The organism is Stenotrophomonas sp. 82F1 (assembly GCF_056861525.1).
Genome location: NZ_JBSPUD010000017.1, coordinates 1 through 18,474, shown reverse-complemented (window position 1 = coordinate 18,474; position 18,474 = coordinate 1). Strand labels below are relative to the sequence as shown.

Genomic DNA, 18,474 nt, shown 5'->3' with positions numbered 1-18,474 from the left:
GCGTGGATGGAAACGAAAACGGCCCGCTTGCGCGGGCCGTTCTGTTACCGATGCCGCGAAGGCTTACGCCTCGACTTCATCGTCCTTGTAGGCATCGACCGGGATGCAGGCGCACATCACGTTCTTGTCGCCGTACACGTTGTCGACGCGGGCCACCGGCGGCCAGTACTTCTGCAGCTTCAGGCTCGGCAGCGGGAAGGCGGCCAGTTCACGCGGGTAGGCGTGGGTCCATTCGCTGGCGGTCACTGCCGTGGCCGTGTGCGGCGCGTTCTTCAGCGGGTTGTCCTCGCGGTCCAGGCGGCCGTCTTCGATCGCGGTGATCTCTTCGCGGATCTGGATCATCGCGTCGATGAAGCGGTCCAGCTCGTGCAGCGATTCGCTTTCGGTCGGCTCGACCATCAGCGTGCCGGCCACCGGGAAGCTCAGGGTCGGGGCATGGAAGCCGAAGTCGATCAGGCGCTTGGCCACGTCTTCGGCACCGATGCCGCTGGTCTTCTCCAGCGGACGCACGTCGAGGATGCACTCGTGCGCGACCAGGCCGTTGCGGCCGGTGTACAGGGTCTTGAAGTGCGGGGCCAGGCGCTTGGCGATGTAGTTGGCGTTGAGCTGGGCGACCTGGGTGGCCTTGCGCAGGCCTTCGGTGCCCATCATCGCGATGTACATCCAGCTGATCGGCAGGATCGAGGCGCTGCCGAAGCTGGCGGCGCTGACCATACCGACCGGACCGTTGTCACCCAGCTTGCCCGGCAGGAACGGGGCAAGGTGCGACTTGACCGCACACGGGCCAACGCCCGGGCCGCCGCCGCCGTGCGGGATGCAGAAGGTCTTGTGCAGGTTCAGGTGCGAAACATCCGAACCCCACTTGCCCGGCTTGGCCACGCCGACCAGGGCGTTCATGTTGGCACCGTCGGTGTACACCTGGCCGCCATGCTTGTGGATGATCTCGCAGATCTCCACCACCTCTTCCTCGAACACGCCGTGCGTGGACGGGTAGGTCATCATGATCGCGGCCAGGCGGTCGCTGTACTTCTCGGCGTTGAGGCGGATGTCCTCGACGTCGACATTGCCGTTGGCATCGGTCTTGGTGACCACGACCTTCATGCCGCACATCTGTGCCGAGGCCGGGTTGGTGCCGTGCGCCGAATCCGGAATCAGGCAGATGTCACGGTGATCTTCGCCGCGCGAGCGGTGGTAGGCGCGGATCGCCAGCAGGCCGGCGTACTCGCCCTGCGCGCCGGAGTTCGGCTGCAGGCTGACGGCGTCGTAGCCGGTGCACTCGACCAGCATTGCTTCCAGCGAATCGATCAGTTCCTTGTAGCCCAGCGCCTGCTCGGCCGGCACCAGCGGGTGGATCTGCGAGAACTCCGGCCAGGTCACCGGGATCATCTCGGCGGTGGCGTTGAGCTTCATGGTGCACGAGCCCAGCGGGATCATCGTGCGGTCCATCGCCAGGTCCTTGTCGGCCAGCGAACGCAGGTAGCGCAGCAGTTCGTGCTCGCTGTGGTGGGTGTTGAACACCGGGTGGGTCAGGAACGCGGACTGGCGCAGCAGGCCGGCCGGCAGCGCGTCGGCGGTGCTGGCATCCAGTGCGTCCACATCAACGCTGGCACCGAACAGCGCGCCGACAGCGACGATGTCGGCGCGGGTGGTGGTCTCGTCCAGGCTGATGCCCACCGAGCTGCTGTCGATCGCACGCAGGTTGTAGCCGGCCGCACGGGCCTTGGCATGGATCGCGTCGGCGTCGACACCGGTCACGTGCAGCGTGTCGAAGAAGTCGGCGCCGACCTGCACACCGGCGGTGCGCAGCGCGCTGGCCAGGATCGCGGCCAGGCGATGGGTGCGGCGGGCGATGCGGGTCAGGCCTTCCGGACCGTGGTAGACGGCGTACATCGAGGCCATCACCGCCAGCAGCACCTGTGCGGTACAGATGTTGGAGGTGGCCTTCTCGCGGCGGATGTGCTGCTCGCGGGTCTGCAGGGTCAGGCGGTAGGCCGGATTGCCCTGCGCGTCGATCGAGACACCGATCAGACGGCCCGGCATCGAACGCTTGTAGGCGTCACGGCAGGCCATGAACGCCGCATGCGGGCCACCGAAGCCGAACGGCACGCCGAAACGCTGGCTGTTGCCGACCACGATGTCCGCACCCCATTCGCCCGGGGCGGCCAGCAGGGTCAGGGCCAGCAGGTCGGTGGCCACGGCCACCAGCCCGCCGCGCGCGTGCACGGCATCGACCAGCGCCTTGTAGTCGCCGACCTGGCCGAAGGTATCCGGGTACTGCAGCAGCAGGCCGAAGGCTTCCGCTTCCAGCGCTTCGGCCGGGGTGCCCACGCGCAGCACGATGCCCATGGGCTCGGCGCGGGTACGCAGCAGTTCCAGCGTCTGCGGGTGCACGGCATCGTGCACGAAGAAGGTGTCCGACTTCGACTTGGCCGAGCGCTTGGCCAGGGTCATCGCTTCAGCAGCGGCAGTGGCTTCGTCCAGCAGCGAGGCGTTGGCGATTTCCATGCCGGTCAGGTCGGCGCACAGGGTCTGGAAGTTGATCAGCGCTTCCATGCGGCCCTGCGAGATTTCCGCCTGGTACGGGGTGTAGGCGGTGTACCAGGCGGGGTTTTCCAGGATGTTGCGCAGGATCACGTTCGGCGTGTGGGTGCCGTAGTAGCCCTGGCCGATGAAGCTGCGCAGCACGGTGTTCTTGTCGGCGATCGCGCGGATCTTCGCCAGCGCCTGCACTTCGGTGATCGACTCCGGCAGCGCCAGCGGTGCCGGCGACTTGATCTTGGCCGGGACGATGGCATCGGTCATCGCATCCAGCGATGCGTGGCCGATGACGCCGAGCATCTGCGCGATCTCGGCATCGTTGGGGCCGATGTGGCGCTCGACGAACGCCGAATGGTGCTCGAGCTCACGCAGGGAAGGGGTGTTCTGGGACATGGCGAAGGATCCGTCAGGAAAGGGCACACGCACGGGCACAAGCCGCCGGTCGGCGGTCTGCGGGCGCCCCTCTGTCCTTTTGCCTGAGAGTTTAAAAGCGCGGAAAACCGCAGCTTCGTGCCCCTTCGGCGCCGGATCGAACCGGTCTCTCCAGAGTTCTGTTACGGGTGGTATCGGGCCTGAGCGATTACGGGCGTTGCGCCTTCGGCAGCGGTGAACTGCTTCTCCCACCGTGTTGCCCGCCGATTATAGCCTCTTGCCGGCGCCCGACGGTGGCCCGGAGCGGCCTCACAGGCCTGAATGGCCGATGGCCCGGGCGTGCGTTCTGTGCACCCGTGCATGGCGTCGCACGCATTCCCCACCTATGATGGTCGGATTCTCGTATTCATCTGGCGCCGTCCCTGCCGCAGGGGATCGGCGCCCGCCGTGCGTGTCACGCATGGCCCTGCCGGACGCTTGCCCGATGACCGCCGCTGTTGCTCCTTCCACCCGCCGCATGGCCCTGTTGCTCGCTGGTCTGGCCATGTTCGGTCCGTTCTCGATCGACACCATCTTTCCTGCGTTTCCGCAGCTGGCCCAGCGCCTGGCGGTGGACGAGGTGGCTGTGCAGCAGACCATCAGCGTCTACCTGCTGTTCTACGGCCTGATGAGCCTGGCCCACGGCCCGCTGTCCGATGCGTGGGGGCGCAAGCGGGTGATCCTCGGCGGCCTGGTGATCTTCGTCGGCGCCTCGGTGGGCTGCGCGTTGTCCACCGACCTGACCACGCTGCTGGCGTTCCGCGCGCTGCAGGGCCTGTCTGCCGGTGTCGGCATGATCGTCGGCCGCGCGGTGATCCGCGACCTGTACCACGGCCACGACGCGCAGCGGCTGATGAGCCAGGTGTCGATGCTGTTCGGCATCGCCCCGGCCATCGCGCCGATCATCGGCGGCTGGATCCTGCTCAGTGGTGCCGGCTGGCCGCTGATCTTCTGGTTCCTGGTGGTATTCGCGCTGGTGCTGCTGGCGGCCACCGCGCGCTTCCTGCCGGAAACCCATCCGGCGCAGGCACGGGTTGCACTGTCGCCACGCACGTTGATGCGCGACTACGTGCGCATCGGCTTCAACCCGCGTTTCCTGCGCCTGGCGCTTGCCGGCAGCATCGGCTTCGGCGGCATCTTCCTGTACATCTCCTCGGCGCCGGCGATCGTGATGCAGCACCTGCATCTGGGTGAAGGCGGCTTTGCCTGGCTGTTCATTCCCACCATCGGCGGCATGACCACCGGTTCGTTCCTGTCCGGGCGCATGGCCGGGCACAGCACACCGACGCGGCAGGTGGCCCTGGGCTTCACCTTGTGTGCGGTCTCTGCCGTGTTGAACATCGGCTATGTCAGCCTCGCGCCGCAGTTCGCGTTGCCGTGGGCGGTGATGCCGATCTTCCTCGGCGGCATGGGCATGGCGCTGATCTTCCCGATCCTGGCGCTGGCGGTGCTGGACATGTATCCGCTGCAGCGCGGCCTGGCCTCGTCGCTGCAGGCGTTCGTGCAGCTGATGATCAGCACCGTGGTGGCGGGCGTGGTATCGCCACTGCTGCACGACAGCCCGCTGCATCTGGCACTGGGGCAGGCGGCCTTCTTCGCGGCCGGCTTCGTGTTCTGGTACTGGGAGCACCAGCGCGAGCGCGCAGCAGAGGCAGCCGGCACGACGCTTTGAGCGTCGCGCAGGGGTAGGGCACAGCATCACGCAGCGCCCCCTTGCGACGCTGCGCGCAGGGACTAGGCTGGGGTTTCCAGCAAGCCGGTTCGTGGATGCACGACAGCCAGCCATCCCGATGTCGTCGCATGAGGTATCCCATGGCTGCGCAGCAGACCTACCGCCTGCTCGAGGTGGCGCTGAAGGAGCGCCGCGTTCTTTCTCCTTCCCTGGACCGCATGGTGTTCACCGGCGCAGACGTGGCGCGCATGAAGACCGAAGGCCCGGACCAACGCATCAAGGTGTTCTTCCCCTTGCCCGGCCAGGACGCGCCGGACGTGCCCAGCGGCGACGACTGGTACGCCCGTTACCGCGCACTGCCCGATGACGCGCGGCCGCCGATGCGCACCTTTACCCTCCGCCAACTGCGCGCCGGCGACTGCGAGGTCGACGTCGACTTCGTGCTGCATGGCGAGACCGGACCGGCCTCGCGCTGGGCCACGCACGCACGGCCAGGCGACCGCGTGGTGCTGCTGGCCCCCGACGCTGACTGCGCGGACAGCAGCGAAGGCTGGGAATGGAAGCCGCCAGCCGGGGTCGGCCAGGTGTTGCTGGTGGCCGATGAGACCGCATTGCCGGCGGTGGCCGGCATCCTTGAGGAACTGGCCGGGCTGGCCGATCCGCCGCGCACGCTGGCCCTGCTGGAGATCGCCCAGGCGGGCGATGCGGTGCCATTGAAGGCACCGGTCACGGCCGAACTGGTGTGGTTGCCGCGCGGGCAACAGGCCCATGGGCAGCGGTTGCTGCAGGCCGTGCAGGCGCGGCTGGCGGCAGCCCCGGCCGTGGCCGAGGGCGCCGAACTGGACGACATCGACGTCGATGCGCAGATCCTGTGGGAGCAGGCTGACGCCAGCGCAGACGGCGCGATGTATGCCTGGGTGGCGGGCGAGGCCGGCGCGGTGATGGCGATCCGCCGGTATCTGGTGAAGGACTGCGGCCTGGATCGCCGCGCGATCACCTTCATGGGCTACTGGCGGCAGGGGCGGGTGCTGGACTGAGCCGACGCCGTACCGGTGTGAACCAGCATGCAGGGGGCGTGGGTTATCCTTGCGCCCCCGCAATGCAAGCCCCACCGATGTCGACCTCTTCCAAATCCCGCCGCGACCAGCGCCGTCGCCAGGAACAGCAGGCTGCCAACAAGGCCGCCGCCACCGCCTCGCCCGTCGAGCCGCACGCCGAACTGCGCGACACGCAGCGCACGCTGCTGGCCGGGGTCGTCCGTCGCGATGGCGAATGGGTGCTGGGCATGGATGGCCGCATTGCCGGCCAGAGCGAAAGTGCGGCGCAGGTGCTGGCGCTGATCATGCAGGCCGGTGAACTGCACGAACGGCAGGGCACGCCGGTGCGCTTGATCTATTCGGATGCGCTGCGCGATGCGGCGCAGGCCGAAGCCAACGAGAAGGGTCAGACCTTCGAGGAATTCAAGGCCGCGCTGGCTGCGCAGCTGGCGGCGAAGAAGAGCAACTGATCGCGCCGAATCTGTAGAGCCGAGCCATGCTCGGCTGCTTTTCCACCGTGCTGCGCACGGTAAGCCGAGCATGGCTCGGCTCTACAACACCTGGAAAGGGGCGGATCCTCGCGGACCCGCCCCTTCTTTCATTTCGCCGTCGCTGCCGGTGCCGCGCTGGCCTGCCAGCCGCACATCTGGCCTTCGTTCTGTTGCTTCAACCAGGCATTGACCGGGCTGAAGTACTCGATCATCGGGCCGGCATCGAGCTTGTCCGAGCCGGTCAGTTCCTTCAGCGTGGCCTGCCACGGCTGGCTGGCGCCCTTGCTCAGCATCGCCCAGTACTTCTGCCCCGCTTCCTTGTTGCCGTAGAAGGTGCACTCGTGCAGCGGGCCCTTGAAGCCGGCGGCATCGCACAGGCCCTTGTAGAACTGGAACTGCAGGATGCGCGCCAGGAAGTAGCGGGTGTACGGGGTGTTGCCCGGCACGTGGTACTTGGCACCCGGGTCGAAGAACTCCTCGCCACGGGTGCTGGCCGGTGCCACGCCCTGGTACTTGGCCTTCAGGTCCCACCAGGCCTTGTTGTAGTTGTCCGCGGTGATCGAACCATCGAACACGCCCCAGCGCCAGCGGTCGATCATCAGCCCGAACGGCAGGAACGACACGCCCGACAGCGCCATGCGCATCTGGTTGTTGATGACCGCCTCGCGGCTTTCGGTCGGCGCGTCGACCAGCCCGATCGAGCTGAGGTACTTCGGCGTCATCGCCAGCACGATGGTGTCGCCGATCGCTTCATGGAAGCCATCGTTGGCACCGCCCTGGAACAGCGGCGGCAACGGGTTGTAGGCCAGGTCGTAATAGATGTGGCCCAGCTCGTGGTAGATGGTGGTGAAGTTCTCTTCGTTGGGCTTGATGCACATCTTGGTGCGCACGTCGCCTTCCATGTTCATGTCCCAGGCACTGGCGTGGCAGACCACGTCGCGGTCATCGGGCTTGATGAACTGGGTCTTGTCCCAGTACGACTGCGGCAACGACGGCATGCCCAGCGACACGTAGAAATCCTGCGCACGCTCGGTCATCTGCTTGGCGGTGCGCAGTTCGGCTTCGCGCTGCGCCTTGTACTGGGCGGCCACGTTCGCATCCTTGCCGGCCTTGGCCAGCGCCGCGCTCAGGTTGGTCTGGTACTGCTTTTCCAGTGCCGCGGTGATGTCCAGGCTGCCGGCACCCGGGTACGGTTCCAGCTGGTCCCACAGGTTGGACCAGTCCTGCTGCCACATGTTGCCCATCAGGTGCGCGGCGATCAGGCCGTTGCCCACCTCGGCCTTGTCCTTGCCATAGGTCTTGTCCAGCTTGCCGCGCGCATAGCAGTGCAGCTGCTCGTACATCGGTTTGACCTGTTCCCACAGGCGATCGGTTTCCGGGCCGATCTGCTCCGGCGGCATGTCATAGCCACTGCGCCACATCTGCCCGGCATCGGTGAAGCCCATGCCCTTGGCACCTTCGTTCACCAGGCCGACGAACTTCTGGTAATCACCGCGCATGCTCTTGGTGGTGCTGTGCCAGCCCTGCCAGGCATCGAGCTGCTGGTCGTAATCGCGGCTGCGCGCCAGCACCTGCTCCAGCTCGCCCAGCTGGCGGCAGGAGTTCGGATCGTTGGCGTCGGTGCAGTACTTGCCTGCGCCGTAGCTGCCTTCCATGCGGGTGGCGATCTGGGTCAGCTCGGCCAGCTTGGCCGGGTCGCGCGGCGCCGGCATCGACGACATCAGCTTCAGCAGGTGGATCGCGCGCTTGCTGTCCTCGCTCATCGGCTTGCCGTCGAACGCGCCGGCCTGCTCGATCCAGCTGTTGAGCTGGGTCAGCGAACGCTCGTTGGCCTTGGCCGCGATGCGCTCTGAATCACTGTTGATGTAGGTGGAGGACAGCCACTGGGCCGAGGTCATCTCCGGGTAGGCCGCCTTGAACTCGGCATTGATGCGGGCCACGAACTGGTCAGCGGTTTCGCCGGCCGGTGCGCTGCTGCTGGCGGTGTCGGTGCCTGGGGCTGCTTCCTTCTTGCAGGCGGCCAGGGCCAGCGTAGCGGCGGCGATTGCCGCGGCCAGCAGGAGATGACGGTGTTTCACGGGCGGTCCTTGGGTGGTGAACGACCGCCGAAGGCTAGTGGGCAGGGCTTGCCACCGCAAGTGGCAAAGGTCGGCAGGGCTGCGCCCTGCACCCGCAGAGGCCTTCAAGCAACGTCAAAAGCCGGAGCAACAGCAAGAGCCGGCCATCTTTGGTTTGGCGGGGCGGTGTGGGCTTGCAGGACACGCCGTAAACCCATCCCTGGGGGCTCGATGGCGCCATCCATGGCGCCAACGGTCCTGCAAGCCCACACCGCCCCACCTCTGACAGATCGCCGCGGCTGTTGGTGGGTGTCGACCTTGGTCGACACATCTGTCAGGTATCGACAATAAAAACGGGGTCAGATCCGTTTTCCTCCGGAAAACGGATCTGACCCCGAGAGATGGCCTGACAGATTGCGGCCAACTGTCGAAGGCGGGGTGGGGCCGGTGGCGGGAGTGTCCGCGGCATGGATGCGGCTGCCAAGCCTACAGGGACGTACTTGCGGCGTCCCCGCACTCCGACACCGCCCCGCCATCCCACAGGAAACCAGCCTTTGCTGTTGCTTCGGCCGTTGCCGTTGCCTGAAGGCCTCTGCGGGTGCAGGGCGCAGCCCTGCCGACAAACCCTAACTCTCGCAGTTGGCGAACAGGTCGCGATCACGCTCATACAGCGAGGTCTTCACCTGCATCAGCCCCAGCACCGACGGGAACAGGTTGTCGTGGTCGGTGTAGCTGGCCGCGCGCTTGCGCACGCATTGCAGGTCCAGCCCGCGGCTGCTGGCGAAGCCTGGTGAGAACCACATCGTCATCGGTACCCGGGTCTGCTCGGCCGGTGCGATCGCGTATGGCACGCCGTGCAGGTACAGGCCCTTTTCGCCCAGCGACTCACCGTGGTCGGACAGGTAGATCATCGCCGTGTCGTAATCCTGCAGGCCCTGCAGCGTGCCGATGGTCTTGCTCAGGAAATGATCGGTGTACAGCACGGCGTTGTCGTAGCTGTTGGTGATCTCTTCGCGCGTGCAACGGCCGATGTCGCGGGTATCGCAGGTCGGGGTGAAGCGGCGGAAGGCGGGCGGGTAGCGCTCGAAATAGGCCGGGCCATGGTTGCCCAGCTGGTGCATCACCACCACCCGGTCACCCGGGCGTGCACGCACCTGGGTCGCCAGGTCCTGCAGCAGGATCTCGTCCATGCAACGGCCATCGGCACACAGCCCCGGCGTGGTCGCATCCGACAGTGACTGGAAATCCAGGCTCTCGCATACGCCCTTGCAGCCGGACTGGTTGTCGCGCCACAGCGGTGTGATGCCCGCGCGGTTCAGTACATGCAGCAGCGATTGGTGCGCACGGATCTTCTTTTCGTCGTACTCGTGACGTCCCCATGGCGAGAACAGGCACGGCAGCGACACCTCGGTACTGGTGCCGCAGGAGTGCATGTCGGGGAAATTGACCACCGCCGCCTGGGCCAGCTCCGGCGTGGTGTTGCGGCCGCCATTCAAGCCCCAGTTCTGCGCGCGTACCGTTTCGCCCATCACGATCACCAGCAGGCGTGGCTTGCTGGTCGGTGCGCGCGGGGTCGCCTTGGCATCGGTACCGATCGGCAGCTTCGGCGCGCGTTGTACCGGGTTGTCGCCGCGCAGCGCACGCGGCAGCCCCAGCAGCACATTGGCGGGCGTTGCCAGGTAGCGCACTTCGCGCTGGTTGCGCATCAGGGCCGACACATCCTGGAAGGACACCAGCGCGCCACCGAGCGCGGTGGCCGCAGCCACCAGCAGGAAGCCGATGCGCCACAGCAGGCTGCGGCCCCAACTGCGGCGGCGCAGTTCAACGCGCCACAGCACCACCATCGGCAGTGCAGCCAGCAGCAGTACCGGCCACAGCAGCGATACCGTCATCAGTTCGCGGCTTTCCTTCGGGTCGGTGGCCAGCACGTTGCGCAGCATGTCCGCATCCAGATAGATGTGGTAACGGCTCATGTAGTGCGCGGCGAACGCGGTGACCAGCAGCAATACGCTGATCACCACCTTGGCATTCCAGCGCCACACCAAGATGCCCAGCAGCACGCCGTGTGCACCCAGCAGCAGCAACAGCAGCGAAAGCGCATAACGCAGGCTGCCTGGATGGCTGGCCATGGCGCTGTGCCAGAACAGGCCATTGCCGGCCACAGCGAAGAACAGGCTGGTGAGAATGATCAGCGCTTCGGTGGACAGCTGTGGCCGCCATGCGCGGATGCTGGCCAGTGTCGGCAACCGGAAGGAACGTTGGACCGATGCGTTCATGCAATTGCCTCCTGGCGGGTCGAGCGGTCCAACTGGCGGCGGACCATCAGGTACAGGGCCAGCGACAGCAGCCAACATATCAATGCGGTAGCAACGTCATGCGAAAGGAAATGGGCGCCGCGAAGCTGCTGGCCGATGCCGAACACCAGGCCACTGCCGAGGCCGATCCACAGCCCGGCCCGGCGCCACGACGGTCGCCACAGCAGCGCGAAGAAATACAGGCACAGCCACGCGTATCCCGCGCTGGCGTGGCCGCCGGGGAAGCAGGCACGGGCAGCCATCCCAGTTGGGCGGCTGCTGAAAAGACCGACGAAAGGGTCGTGTCCGCCGTAGCGCAGCAGATCCCACGGGCAGTCCATCGGCACCAGCGACTTCAGCAGGGAAATCACCCCGGTACCCAGAGCCATGGCAATCACGACATACAGCAGCGCCCAGCGCAGCGTGCGATCGCGACCACGACGCCAGTGGTGGAAGCACAGCAGCATCACCACCAGGGCCGCAGCCGTGCTCAGCCATTTGCCGCCCTTGTGCACGACCGAACGGGTCAGCCAGCTGTTCTGCAGGGCCCATTGACCGCCCTCCAGGCGGAACAGATGATCGGCCAGCCACTGGTCACCGCCGAAGCCCATCAGCACGGTGAACAGAGGGAGGCCGATCGCGACAGGCAGCCAGAAATGAGTGACGGCAAATCTTGACGCCAGTGGCGAAGACGCGAGCGGAACTACCGGGGCGAGAGGACGGACAGGCATGCAGGCATGAGGTCGGTGCGGGAAACCGTGGCCATGCTCGTCACCTTGATGTCGGAGAAGGGTCGTACGCTCGTTCGTGTCGGGTTAATGATTCACCGGCACGTGTGAATGTTCAGTCTTCGTCATCGTTGGCGCCGGCGCGTTCGGCGTGACACGCCGGGTCCCACGCGGTGCCCGGAAGCAACTGCCAACGATTGCGATTTGCAACACCGATCTCGATGACCTGGGCCGGGTCGACGCAGGGGCTCATCGCCTTGTCCAGCACCAGCAGCCAGCGCTTGTCCGGGGCCTCGGCCAACCATGGGCCGGCATCGTGCCACTGCTCCGCCCAAGGGCGCTTGAAGCCGAACTCGCGCACCGGCCGGTCGGCCTGCAGCAGGTTCTGTTCGCGCCAGGCCACCAGCGCCAGTTCCGCATCGGGGCCGATCCGCATGCCCACCCGGCGCATCACCGCCGACGCCGAGGCATAGGGGTCCAGCGCCGGTATCAGCACCAGTCCATACAGCATCCACAGCAGGCCGTGGGTGAGCAGTATCAGCGTGGCCGCGCGTCGTACCCGCAGCCACACCGCCAGTGTCGCCACGGCGATGGCGAAGGTCAGCAGGCCGTCGCCGAACGCGGGCAGCAACGTGTCGGGCATCGCCCGCCGCGCCAGCTGCGCCTGCGCCCAGGGGCTGTCGGTCAGCATCATCACGCCCAGCGCGCCGGTGACCAGCATCAGCAGCAGGCTGTAGCCGAACAGGTAGCGACGCACGCACAGGCGACGCAGCAGGCCGGGCAGCAACGGTGCCACTGCCAGTGCCATCGCCGGCAACATCGGCAGCACATACACCTCACGCTTGCCGGGGCTGGCAGTGAAGAACAGCAGGACCAGCGCGGCCCAGCCCAGCAGCAGCCATTGGCGCTGGTCACCGCGACGCAGGCGACGCCACCACGGCTTGATCATCAGCGGCAGCAGCAGGGCGCCGGGCAGCCACAGGGTGGCGATCACCTGCAGGTAATACCAGGCCGGCTGGCGATGGTGCCAGGCGTTGGCATAGCGGGTGCCGGTCTGCTTGAACAGCAGCTCGTGTGCGTACGACTGCAGCGATGCACTGGGTTCATGCAGCAGCGCCCAGCCCAGCGGCGCCAGCCATACCGCCGTGCCCAGCAGGAACGCCGGAACCAGCCACAGCAGGCTGGCGGGGTGGGGGCCGTCCACCGGCTGGCCGCGACGGCGCTGGTACAGCCACCAGCCGAACCAGGGCAGCACCATCAGCAGCGGCAGGAAACCCACCCCCTTGGTCACCGTGCCGACGCCGGCGGCGAAGCCGGCCAGCCACAGCGCCGGCAGGTTGCGGCGCTCGCAGAGATGGCGCAGCAGGCCCCACAAGGCCAGCGTGGTCATGCCCACCAGCACCATGTCGATCTGCGCACGCTTGGCCATCAGGCCGAACTGCAGGGTGCAGAACAGTGCGCCGAGTGCGTACAGCGAATGACGTGGCGACCACAGGCGGCGCGCCAGGTCTGAAACCAGCCACAGGCTGAGCAGCGCGGCCAGCAGCGACGGCAGCAGGAACGACCACTGCCAGCTGCCGACCACCTGATGGGCAGCGGCCTGCAGCCACATGAACACCGGCGGCTTTTCGGCGTACAGCTCACTGCCCCGGTGCGGCAGCAGCCACTCACCGCTCTCCACCATGGCCCGCGCGGCCAGCACGAAGCGGGGTTCGTCCGGCGGCTGCGGCTGGCGCATGCCGAGACCGGCCGCCAGCGCCACCACGATCAACAGCCACAGCAGGGGCAGGTGCCAACGGCGGGGCAGGGCTACGGGCACGGCGGGCTCCGGGAGCAAAACGGCCATACTGATGAGGGGCACGTGGGAAAGCCGTCAGAGCCGCCGCCACGGCGACCGCATTCCGACATCCGCGGCGCTACCATGGTGGCACTTCCCGTGGATGTTTCGTGCATGCGCCTGTTGGTGATCGAGGACAACCGCCAGCTGGTGGCCAACCTGTTCGACTATTTCGAGTCGCGCGGGCATGTGCTCGACGTTGCCCCGGACGGCATCACCGGCCTGCACCTGGCTGGCAGCCACCCGTATGACGCGGTGATCCTGGACTGGATGCTGCCGCGCATGGAAGGTCCGGAGGTGCTACGGCGGCTGCGCTCCGAGCACGCCTCGGAAGTGCCGGTGATCATGCTGACCGCGCGCGACGAACTGCCGGACAAGATCGCGGGCTTCCGTGCCGGCGCGGATGACTACCTGACCAAGCCATTCGCCTTGCCGGAACTGGAAGTGCGCCTGGAGGCGCTGCTGCTGCGGGCGCAGGGGCGCAATCCGCGCAAGCGCCTGCAGGTGGGCGACCTGGTGCTGGACCTGGCGACCCTGGAGGCGCAGCGTGCCGGCCAGGTGCTGCACCTGTACCCGGCCTGCCGCAAGCTGCTGGAAGTGCTGATGCGGGCCAGCCCGGGTGCGGTGACCCGGCAGCAGCTGGAATTCGCCCTGTGGGGGGATGAACCGCCGGACGGCGACCTGCTGCGCTCGCATGTGTACGAGCTGCGCCGCAGCGTGGACGGCCCGTTTGCCGACAAGCTGATCCACACCCTGCCGCGCGTGGGCTACCGGCTGGCGTCCACCGCAGGCGCCGATGCACGGAACGATGACGATGGCGCGTAAACCGGGCCCGCTGTACCGGCGGGTGGTGTGGTGGTTGCTGGGCTACCTGGCGCTGATCTCGCTGGCGGTGTTCAGCGTGGGCAACTATGTGCACGAACACGCCGAGCACGCGGCATGGCGCGCGCTGCTCAATTCCGAACTGGACAGCATTGTCGACCACACCGAGCACGAGCCGCACTATCGCTGGCAGGACTCGGACACGCTCAGCCTGTTCCGTTTCAATGAAGCCAACATGCCCGCCAGCCTGCGCAGCCTGCATCCGGGCCTGCATGACGGGGTGATGATCGGCGAGCGCGAGACGGCGGTGATGGTGCGCGATACCGGTTCGATGGGACGGGTTGCGCTGGCCCTGGACATCTCCGACTTCCACGACCTGGAACAGTTCGCCACGCGCTGGGTGATGCTCGCCGGCATCATCATGATCTTCGTCACCGTGTTGATGGCCTCGTTCGGCATGGAGCGCATGGTGCGCCCGCTGAGCCTGCTGGCCCAGCACATCGGTGCACTACGGCCGGGCGTGCAGGGCCAGCGCATCCACGTCGATCCGCGCGGTAGTTCCGAGCTGCACACCATTGCCGATGCGCTGAACGATTACCTTGATCGCAACGAGCAGTTCGTCGAGCGCGAGCGGGTGTTCATCAGTACCGCAAGCCATGAACTGCGCACGCCGATCGCAGTGATGACCGGTGCCGCCGAGCTGGCGCTGGAACAGCCCGGCCTGCCTGAGCGCGCACGCCAGCAGATGCAGCGCGTACTGCGTACCGCGCAGGGCGTCGAGCAGCTGATCGAGTTGCTGCTGGTGCTGGCGCGTGATCCCGCACGCCTGGCCAGCCGCGCCGAGCGCATCGCCCTGGACCAGCTGCTGCCGGAGATCGTCGACGACCATCGCCACCTGCTGGGCGACAAGGACCTGAGCATCGGCATCCAGGCCGCGCCGGTGGACATCGTCGCTCCTCTTGCCGTGGTGCAGGCAGCGATCGGCAACCTGCTGCGCAATGCCATCGAGAACAGTGGCCGCGGTCATATCGAGCTGCGCCTGACCTCGGCGGCGGTGCTGACCCTGCAGGACCCCGGCCATGGCATGAGTCCGGAAGAGATCGCTGCGATCCACGCGCGGATGGCGCGCGGTGGGCGGAGCGATCGCGGTGGCATCGGCCTGGAACTGATCGCGCGGCTGTGCGAGCACCTGGGCTGGACCCTGCAACTGCAGCCCTGCGAACCGCGCGGTACCCTGGCTTCGCTCGACTTTGGTACATCGCGGCCAGGCTGACCTGTCCGTCGACCGAGGTCGACGCCTACCAGGCAATGGCCGCGTGCGTTCTGGTAGGTGCCAACCTTGGTTGGCACGCTGGCCGCGTCACCGCGTCACCGCGCCGTCGGCCGCGGCACATGCTGGTCGATCAGGATCACGTTGCCATCCGGATCGGCCAACTGCAGGTAGCCCGTGCCCTGGCCATCAGGATCGGTGCGGAGCGCCAGTTCAATGCCCTTGGCATCCAGTTCGGCCTGTATCTCGCGGACGTCCTGGAAGGACGCCAGTTCCTGCTTGTGCTGGTCCCAGCCGGGGTTGAAGGTCAGCAGGTTGCCCTCGAACATGCCCTGGAACAGGCCGACCACGATGCCGTTGTTGCGCAGTACCAGCCAGTTCTGCGCCACATCACCCCCGGTTACCGAGAATCCGAGCGCCTCATAGAACGCACGCGAGGTGGCCAGGTCCTTCACCGCCAGGCTGACTGAAAAAGCGCCGAGTTGCATGGGGCAGGCTCCAGAAGGGAATGCTGCGATTCTCGACAGGCCCGCGCCCTGCCGCAAGCAGCGCAGCATGACCCTGCGTGAAGACTATGTTAATTTCGACCCGCGCCGCTTATGCGGCGCTTTTCTTTTCCGCTCTTTCGATCGACAGAGGATCCCATGCCGACCGAACCCGCTACCGCTACTGCCCTGATCAGCAACGATATCGTTGGCCTTGGTCTGATCGCCGCCACCCTCGCCCTGATCTTCTGGGCTGCCAGCGGCCCAACGCCCTTGCTGAAGAAGATCTTCGCCTGGGTACCCGCACTGCTGCTGTGCTATTTCATCCCCGCCATCTACAACACCGCCGGTGTCATCGATGGCCACAACACCTCGCTGTACAACCCGGTCGCACGTGATGTGCTGCTGCCGGCGGCACTGGTCCTGCTGACCCTGTCGATCGACCTGAAAGGCATCGCCAAGCTCGGCCCGAAGCTGCTGCTGGTGTTCTGCGCCGGCACCGCCGGCATCATGCTCGGCGCCATCGTCTCCTTCCAGGTGATGAAGCTGATCCACCCGGAAACCGTCGCCGGTGACACCTGGGCCGGGATGGCCGCACTGGCCGGCAGCTGGATCGGCGGTGGCGCCAACATGGTCGCCATGCGCGAAGTGTTCGGCACCGATGCCACCACCTTCGGCCAGTTCGCCGTGGTCGACGTGGCCTGCGCCAGCCTGTGGATGGCGATCCTGCTGTTCATGGCCAACCGCGCGCAGCAGATCGATGCCCGCAACGGTGCCGACACCCGCGCCATCGATGAGATGAAGGCGCGCATCAGCGCCTACGACGCGCAGAACGCACGCATCCCCAGCATGACCGACCTGATGGTGATTGTCGGCGTCGCACTGGGCGGCGTCGGCCTGGCCCATGCCATCGCCGCACCGTTGTCCGGCTGGTTCAAGGCCAATGTCAGCTGGGCCAGCCAGTTCAGCCTCGACAGCCAGTTTGTCTGGGTGATCCTGCTGTCCACCGCGATGGGCCTGACCCTCAGTTTCACCCGTGCACGACGGCTGGAAGCGGCCGGTGCTTCGCGCCTGGGTACCGTGTTCCTGTACTTCCTGATCGCCTGCATCGGCATGCAGATGAACCTGCTCTCGCTGCTGGATCGTCCGTGGTTGTTCCTGCTCGGTGCGATCTGGATGGCCACCCACGTGCTGGTGCTGTGGATCGTTGCCAAGCTGGTGCGCGCGCCACTGTTCTTCTTCGCGATCGGTTCGCAGGGCAACATCGGCGCCGCCGCGTCGGCACCGGTGGTGGCGGCGGCATTCCATCCGACGCTGGCGCCGGTAGGCGTGCTGCTCGGCACGGTCGGTTATGCCACCGGTACCGGACTGGCGTATGTGACCGGGTTGATCCTGAAGTGGATGGCCAACGGCTGAGCCCTCTCGCGGCCGCCACGGAAATCAGAAACGGGTAGAGGCGAGCCCACGCTCGGCTGCTTTGCGCAGGATACTGCCGGAACTGTGCGGCACATACCGGAACGTATGGCGCGTGCGACGTAGCGTGGGAAGCTCCTGCCGGCGTTGCCGGCGATGTTCGATGGGGCCGTCGATGACGAAGCAATGGAGGTTTCGGGTTTCCGCACTGGTGCTGTTGCTGGCCAGCACGGGGGCATTCGCGCAGGGACCGGTGAGGGCCGGCGGCGCCGATGTACAGGTGCTGACCGATGCCGGTGCGCGCGAGGTGGCGGCACTGATCGGCCAGCCAGGGTTCGCCGATGCAGTGCGCAGCTCGCTGCATGCGGCGCCGGAGCAGGGCGTGTCGGTGCAATCGTTGATGGGCCGTTTCGATCCCCAGGCGCATACGCTGGCCAGTGCAGCGCTGGCAGCCGGCGATCGCCAGCTGCGCCAGCGCAAGGGGCTCCCGGCACAGGGGCAGGGGCTGCTGCAGCTGCGTGCGTACGTGCCCGAGGGGCACTCGCTGGCGGCCATCAATCCGCATCCGCTATGGGTGGCCAGTCTGCCGCGTGGCAATGATCGCGACTGGACCACGATCACCGCCTACGATGCGCAGGGCCGCGCGCATGTACTGGATGCGAAACAGGCCCCGGATTTTCCGGTGCTGATCGTCGACGTCGACACGCGGCGTGCCGTGCAGGAGGGCATGGCCCTGGTCAATGCGGGGCTGAAGGCCCGCGGCCTGCAATCGCCCGAACGCATCCGGCTGTCGGCTGACGGCACGCAGGCTTCGCTGGATATCACCCGCCTGGACCGCATCCGCCTGGCCGACGACCAGGAGCCCTGGGCGCTGGGGGCGGCCGAGGTGTTCGCTGTTGTTTCCGGCCTGCAGGTGGGCGCCACCGCACCGGAGATGGTCACCGTCGACATGCCGTACCTGGACTACGACGGTACCGACTACACCCCGCAGCAACCGCTGATCATCTGGGGCAACTATCGCTTCAACGCTGCCAACGTACAGCTGTTCGAGGACGACGGCGATACCAATTACCAGGAGCTGCTGGTGGCGCTGAGCAACGGCGTCAAAGCGGCACTGGGCGCCTTCGCCCCTGAGTATGCCGTCATCGCCGACATCGCAGGCGCGATCCTCAAGGCCATGCCGACGTCGTGGTTTGCCAATGACATCGACTATCTCGACAGCTACTACCTGTTGCAGCGCGGCCAGGCCTACCAGGACCGCAGGGGCGCGGCCAACAACGCCAAGGTCACCCTGACCCCGATCACGCTCACGGAGTAGTCCCGCCGGGCGGCGCCCGAAACCGCCATCCGCGGATCAATGCCATCCGCATCCATAAACAAAAAGGGGTCGGATCCGTTTTCCAAAGGAAAACGGGTCCG

The 18,474-nt window shown here is 66.6% G+C and carries 13 protein-coding genes and 1 riboswitch; of the genes, 7 read left to right on the top strand and 6 right to left on the bottom strand.

The window, feature by feature from the left end; all coding sequences use genetic code 11:
• Positions 1-63: 63 nt before the first annotated feature.
• Positions 64-2,931 (bottom strand): aminomethyl-transferring glycine dehydrogenase, encoded by a 2,868-nt coding sequence (gcvP, locus tag AC13GI_RS15550; RefSeq protein WP_380654017.1) that lies wholly within the window; start codon positions 2,929-2,931, stop codon positions 64-66.
• 61 nt (positions 2,932-2,992) lie between these two features.
• A riboswitch (glycine riboswitch) is annotated at positions 2,993-3,095 on the bottom strand.
• 299 nt (positions 3,096-3,394) lie between these two features.
• Here gcvP and AC13GI_RS15545 point away from each other — a divergent pair.
• From AC13GI_RS15545 to AC13GI_RS15535, 3 genes are all read left to right on the top strand, one after another.
• Positions 3,395-4,621: a multidrug effflux MFS transporter gene (locus tag AC13GI_RS15545; RefSeq protein WP_380654014.1), complete on the top strand. Its 1,227-nt coding sequence runs from the start codon at positions 3,395-3,397 to the stop codon at positions 4,619-4,621.
• 140 nt (positions 4,622-4,761) lie between these two features.
• Positions 4,762-5,658, top strand: coding sequence for a siderophore-interacting protein (locus tag AC13GI_RS15540; RefSeq protein ID WP_482996788.1), 897 nt, complete (start codon positions 4,762-4,764; stop codon positions 5,656-5,658).
• A gap of 77 nt (positions 5,659-5,735) precedes the next feature.
• Positions 5,736-6,128, top strand: a complete 393-nt coding sequence (locus tag AC13GI_RS15535) for a hypothetical protein (RefSeq protein WP_089236443.1) — start codon at positions 5,736-5,738, stop codon at positions 6,126-6,128.
• Positions 6,129-6,256: 128 nt separating this feature from the next.
• On the opposite strand, the gene AC13GI_RS15530 is transcribed toward AC13GI_RS15535, so the two are convergent.
• From AC13GI_RS15530 to AC13GI_RS15515, 4 genes are all read right to left on the bottom strand, one after another.
• Positions 6,257-8,227 carry a M2 family metallopeptidase gene (locus tag AC13GI_RS15530; protein ID WP_482996749.1) on the bottom strand — a complete coding sequence of 657 codons (1,971 nt, stop codon included), beginning with the start codon at positions 8,225-8,227 and terminating at the stop codon, positions 6,257-6,259.
• Between the two features lie 605 nt (positions 8,228-8,832).
• A complete protein-coding gene (locus AC13GI_RS15525) occupies positions 8,833-10,482 on the bottom strand; it encodes a phosphoethanolamine transferase (RefSeq protein ID WP_482996748.1) in 1,650 nt (549 codons plus the stop codon).
• Complete coding sequence (locus AC13GI_RS15520; protein WP_482996747.1) at positions 10,479-11,231, bottom strand: phosphatase PAP2 family protein; 753 nt, start codon at positions 11,229-11,231, stop codon at positions 10,479-10,481. Before AC13GI_RS15520 ends, AC13GI_RS15525 begins: the two co-directional genes overlap by 4 nt.
• A 112-nt stretch (positions 11,232-11,343) precedes the next feature.
• The gene (locus AC13GI_RS15515; RefSeq protein ID WP_482996746.1) at positions 11,344-13,047 is read right to left on the bottom strand and encodes an ArnT family glycosyltransferase; all 1,704 of its coding nucleotides are present in this window, start codon (positions 13,045-13,047) and stop codon (positions 11,344-11,346) included.
• A 132-nt stretch (positions 13,048-13,179) separates the two neighbouring features.
• Here AC13GI_RS15515 and AC13GI_RS15510 point away from each other — a divergent pair, with 132 nt between their 5' ends.
• A complete protein-coding gene (locus tag AC13GI_RS15510; protein ID WP_099818923.1) occupies positions 13,180-13,890 on the top strand; it encodes a response regulator transcription factor in 711 nt (236 codons plus the stop codon).
• Positions 13,880-15,160 (top strand): sensor histidine kinase, encoded by a 1,281-nt coding sequence (locus tag AC13GI_RS15505; protein WP_099818924.1) that lies wholly within the window; start codon positions 13,880-13,882, stop codon positions 15,158-15,160. The genes AC13GI_RS15510 and AC13GI_RS15505 overlap by 11 nt, the downstream gene beginning before the upstream one ends.
• Before the next feature lie 95 nt (positions 15,161-15,255).
• Here the strand turns inward: AC13GI_RS15505 and AC13GI_RS15500 are convergent, their stop codons facing one another.
• Positions 15,256-15,645, bottom strand: coding sequence for a VOC family protein (locus AC13GI_RS15500; RefSeq protein WP_482996745.1), 390 nt, complete (start codon positions 15,643-15,645; stop codon positions 15,256-15,258).
• Between the two features lie 156 nt (positions 15,646-15,801).
• Between AC13GI_RS15500 and AC13GI_RS15495 the strand changes: the two genes are divergently transcribed.
• Both AC13GI_RS15495 and AC13GI_RS15490 read left to right on the top strand, forming a co-directional pair.
• Complete coding sequence (locus AC13GI_RS15495) at positions 15,802-17,058, top strand: DUF819 family protein (protein ID WP_100460022.1); 1,257 nt, start codon at positions 15,802-15,804, stop codon at positions 17,056-17,058.
• Positions 17,059-17,230: 172 nt separating this feature from the next.
• Entirely contained in the window at positions 17,231-18,373 is a 1,143-nt protein-coding gene (locus tag AC13GI_RS15490; RefSeq protein WP_482996744.1) for a DUF3103 family protein, read from the top strand.
• Positions 18,374-18,474 lie beyond the last annotated feature (101 nt).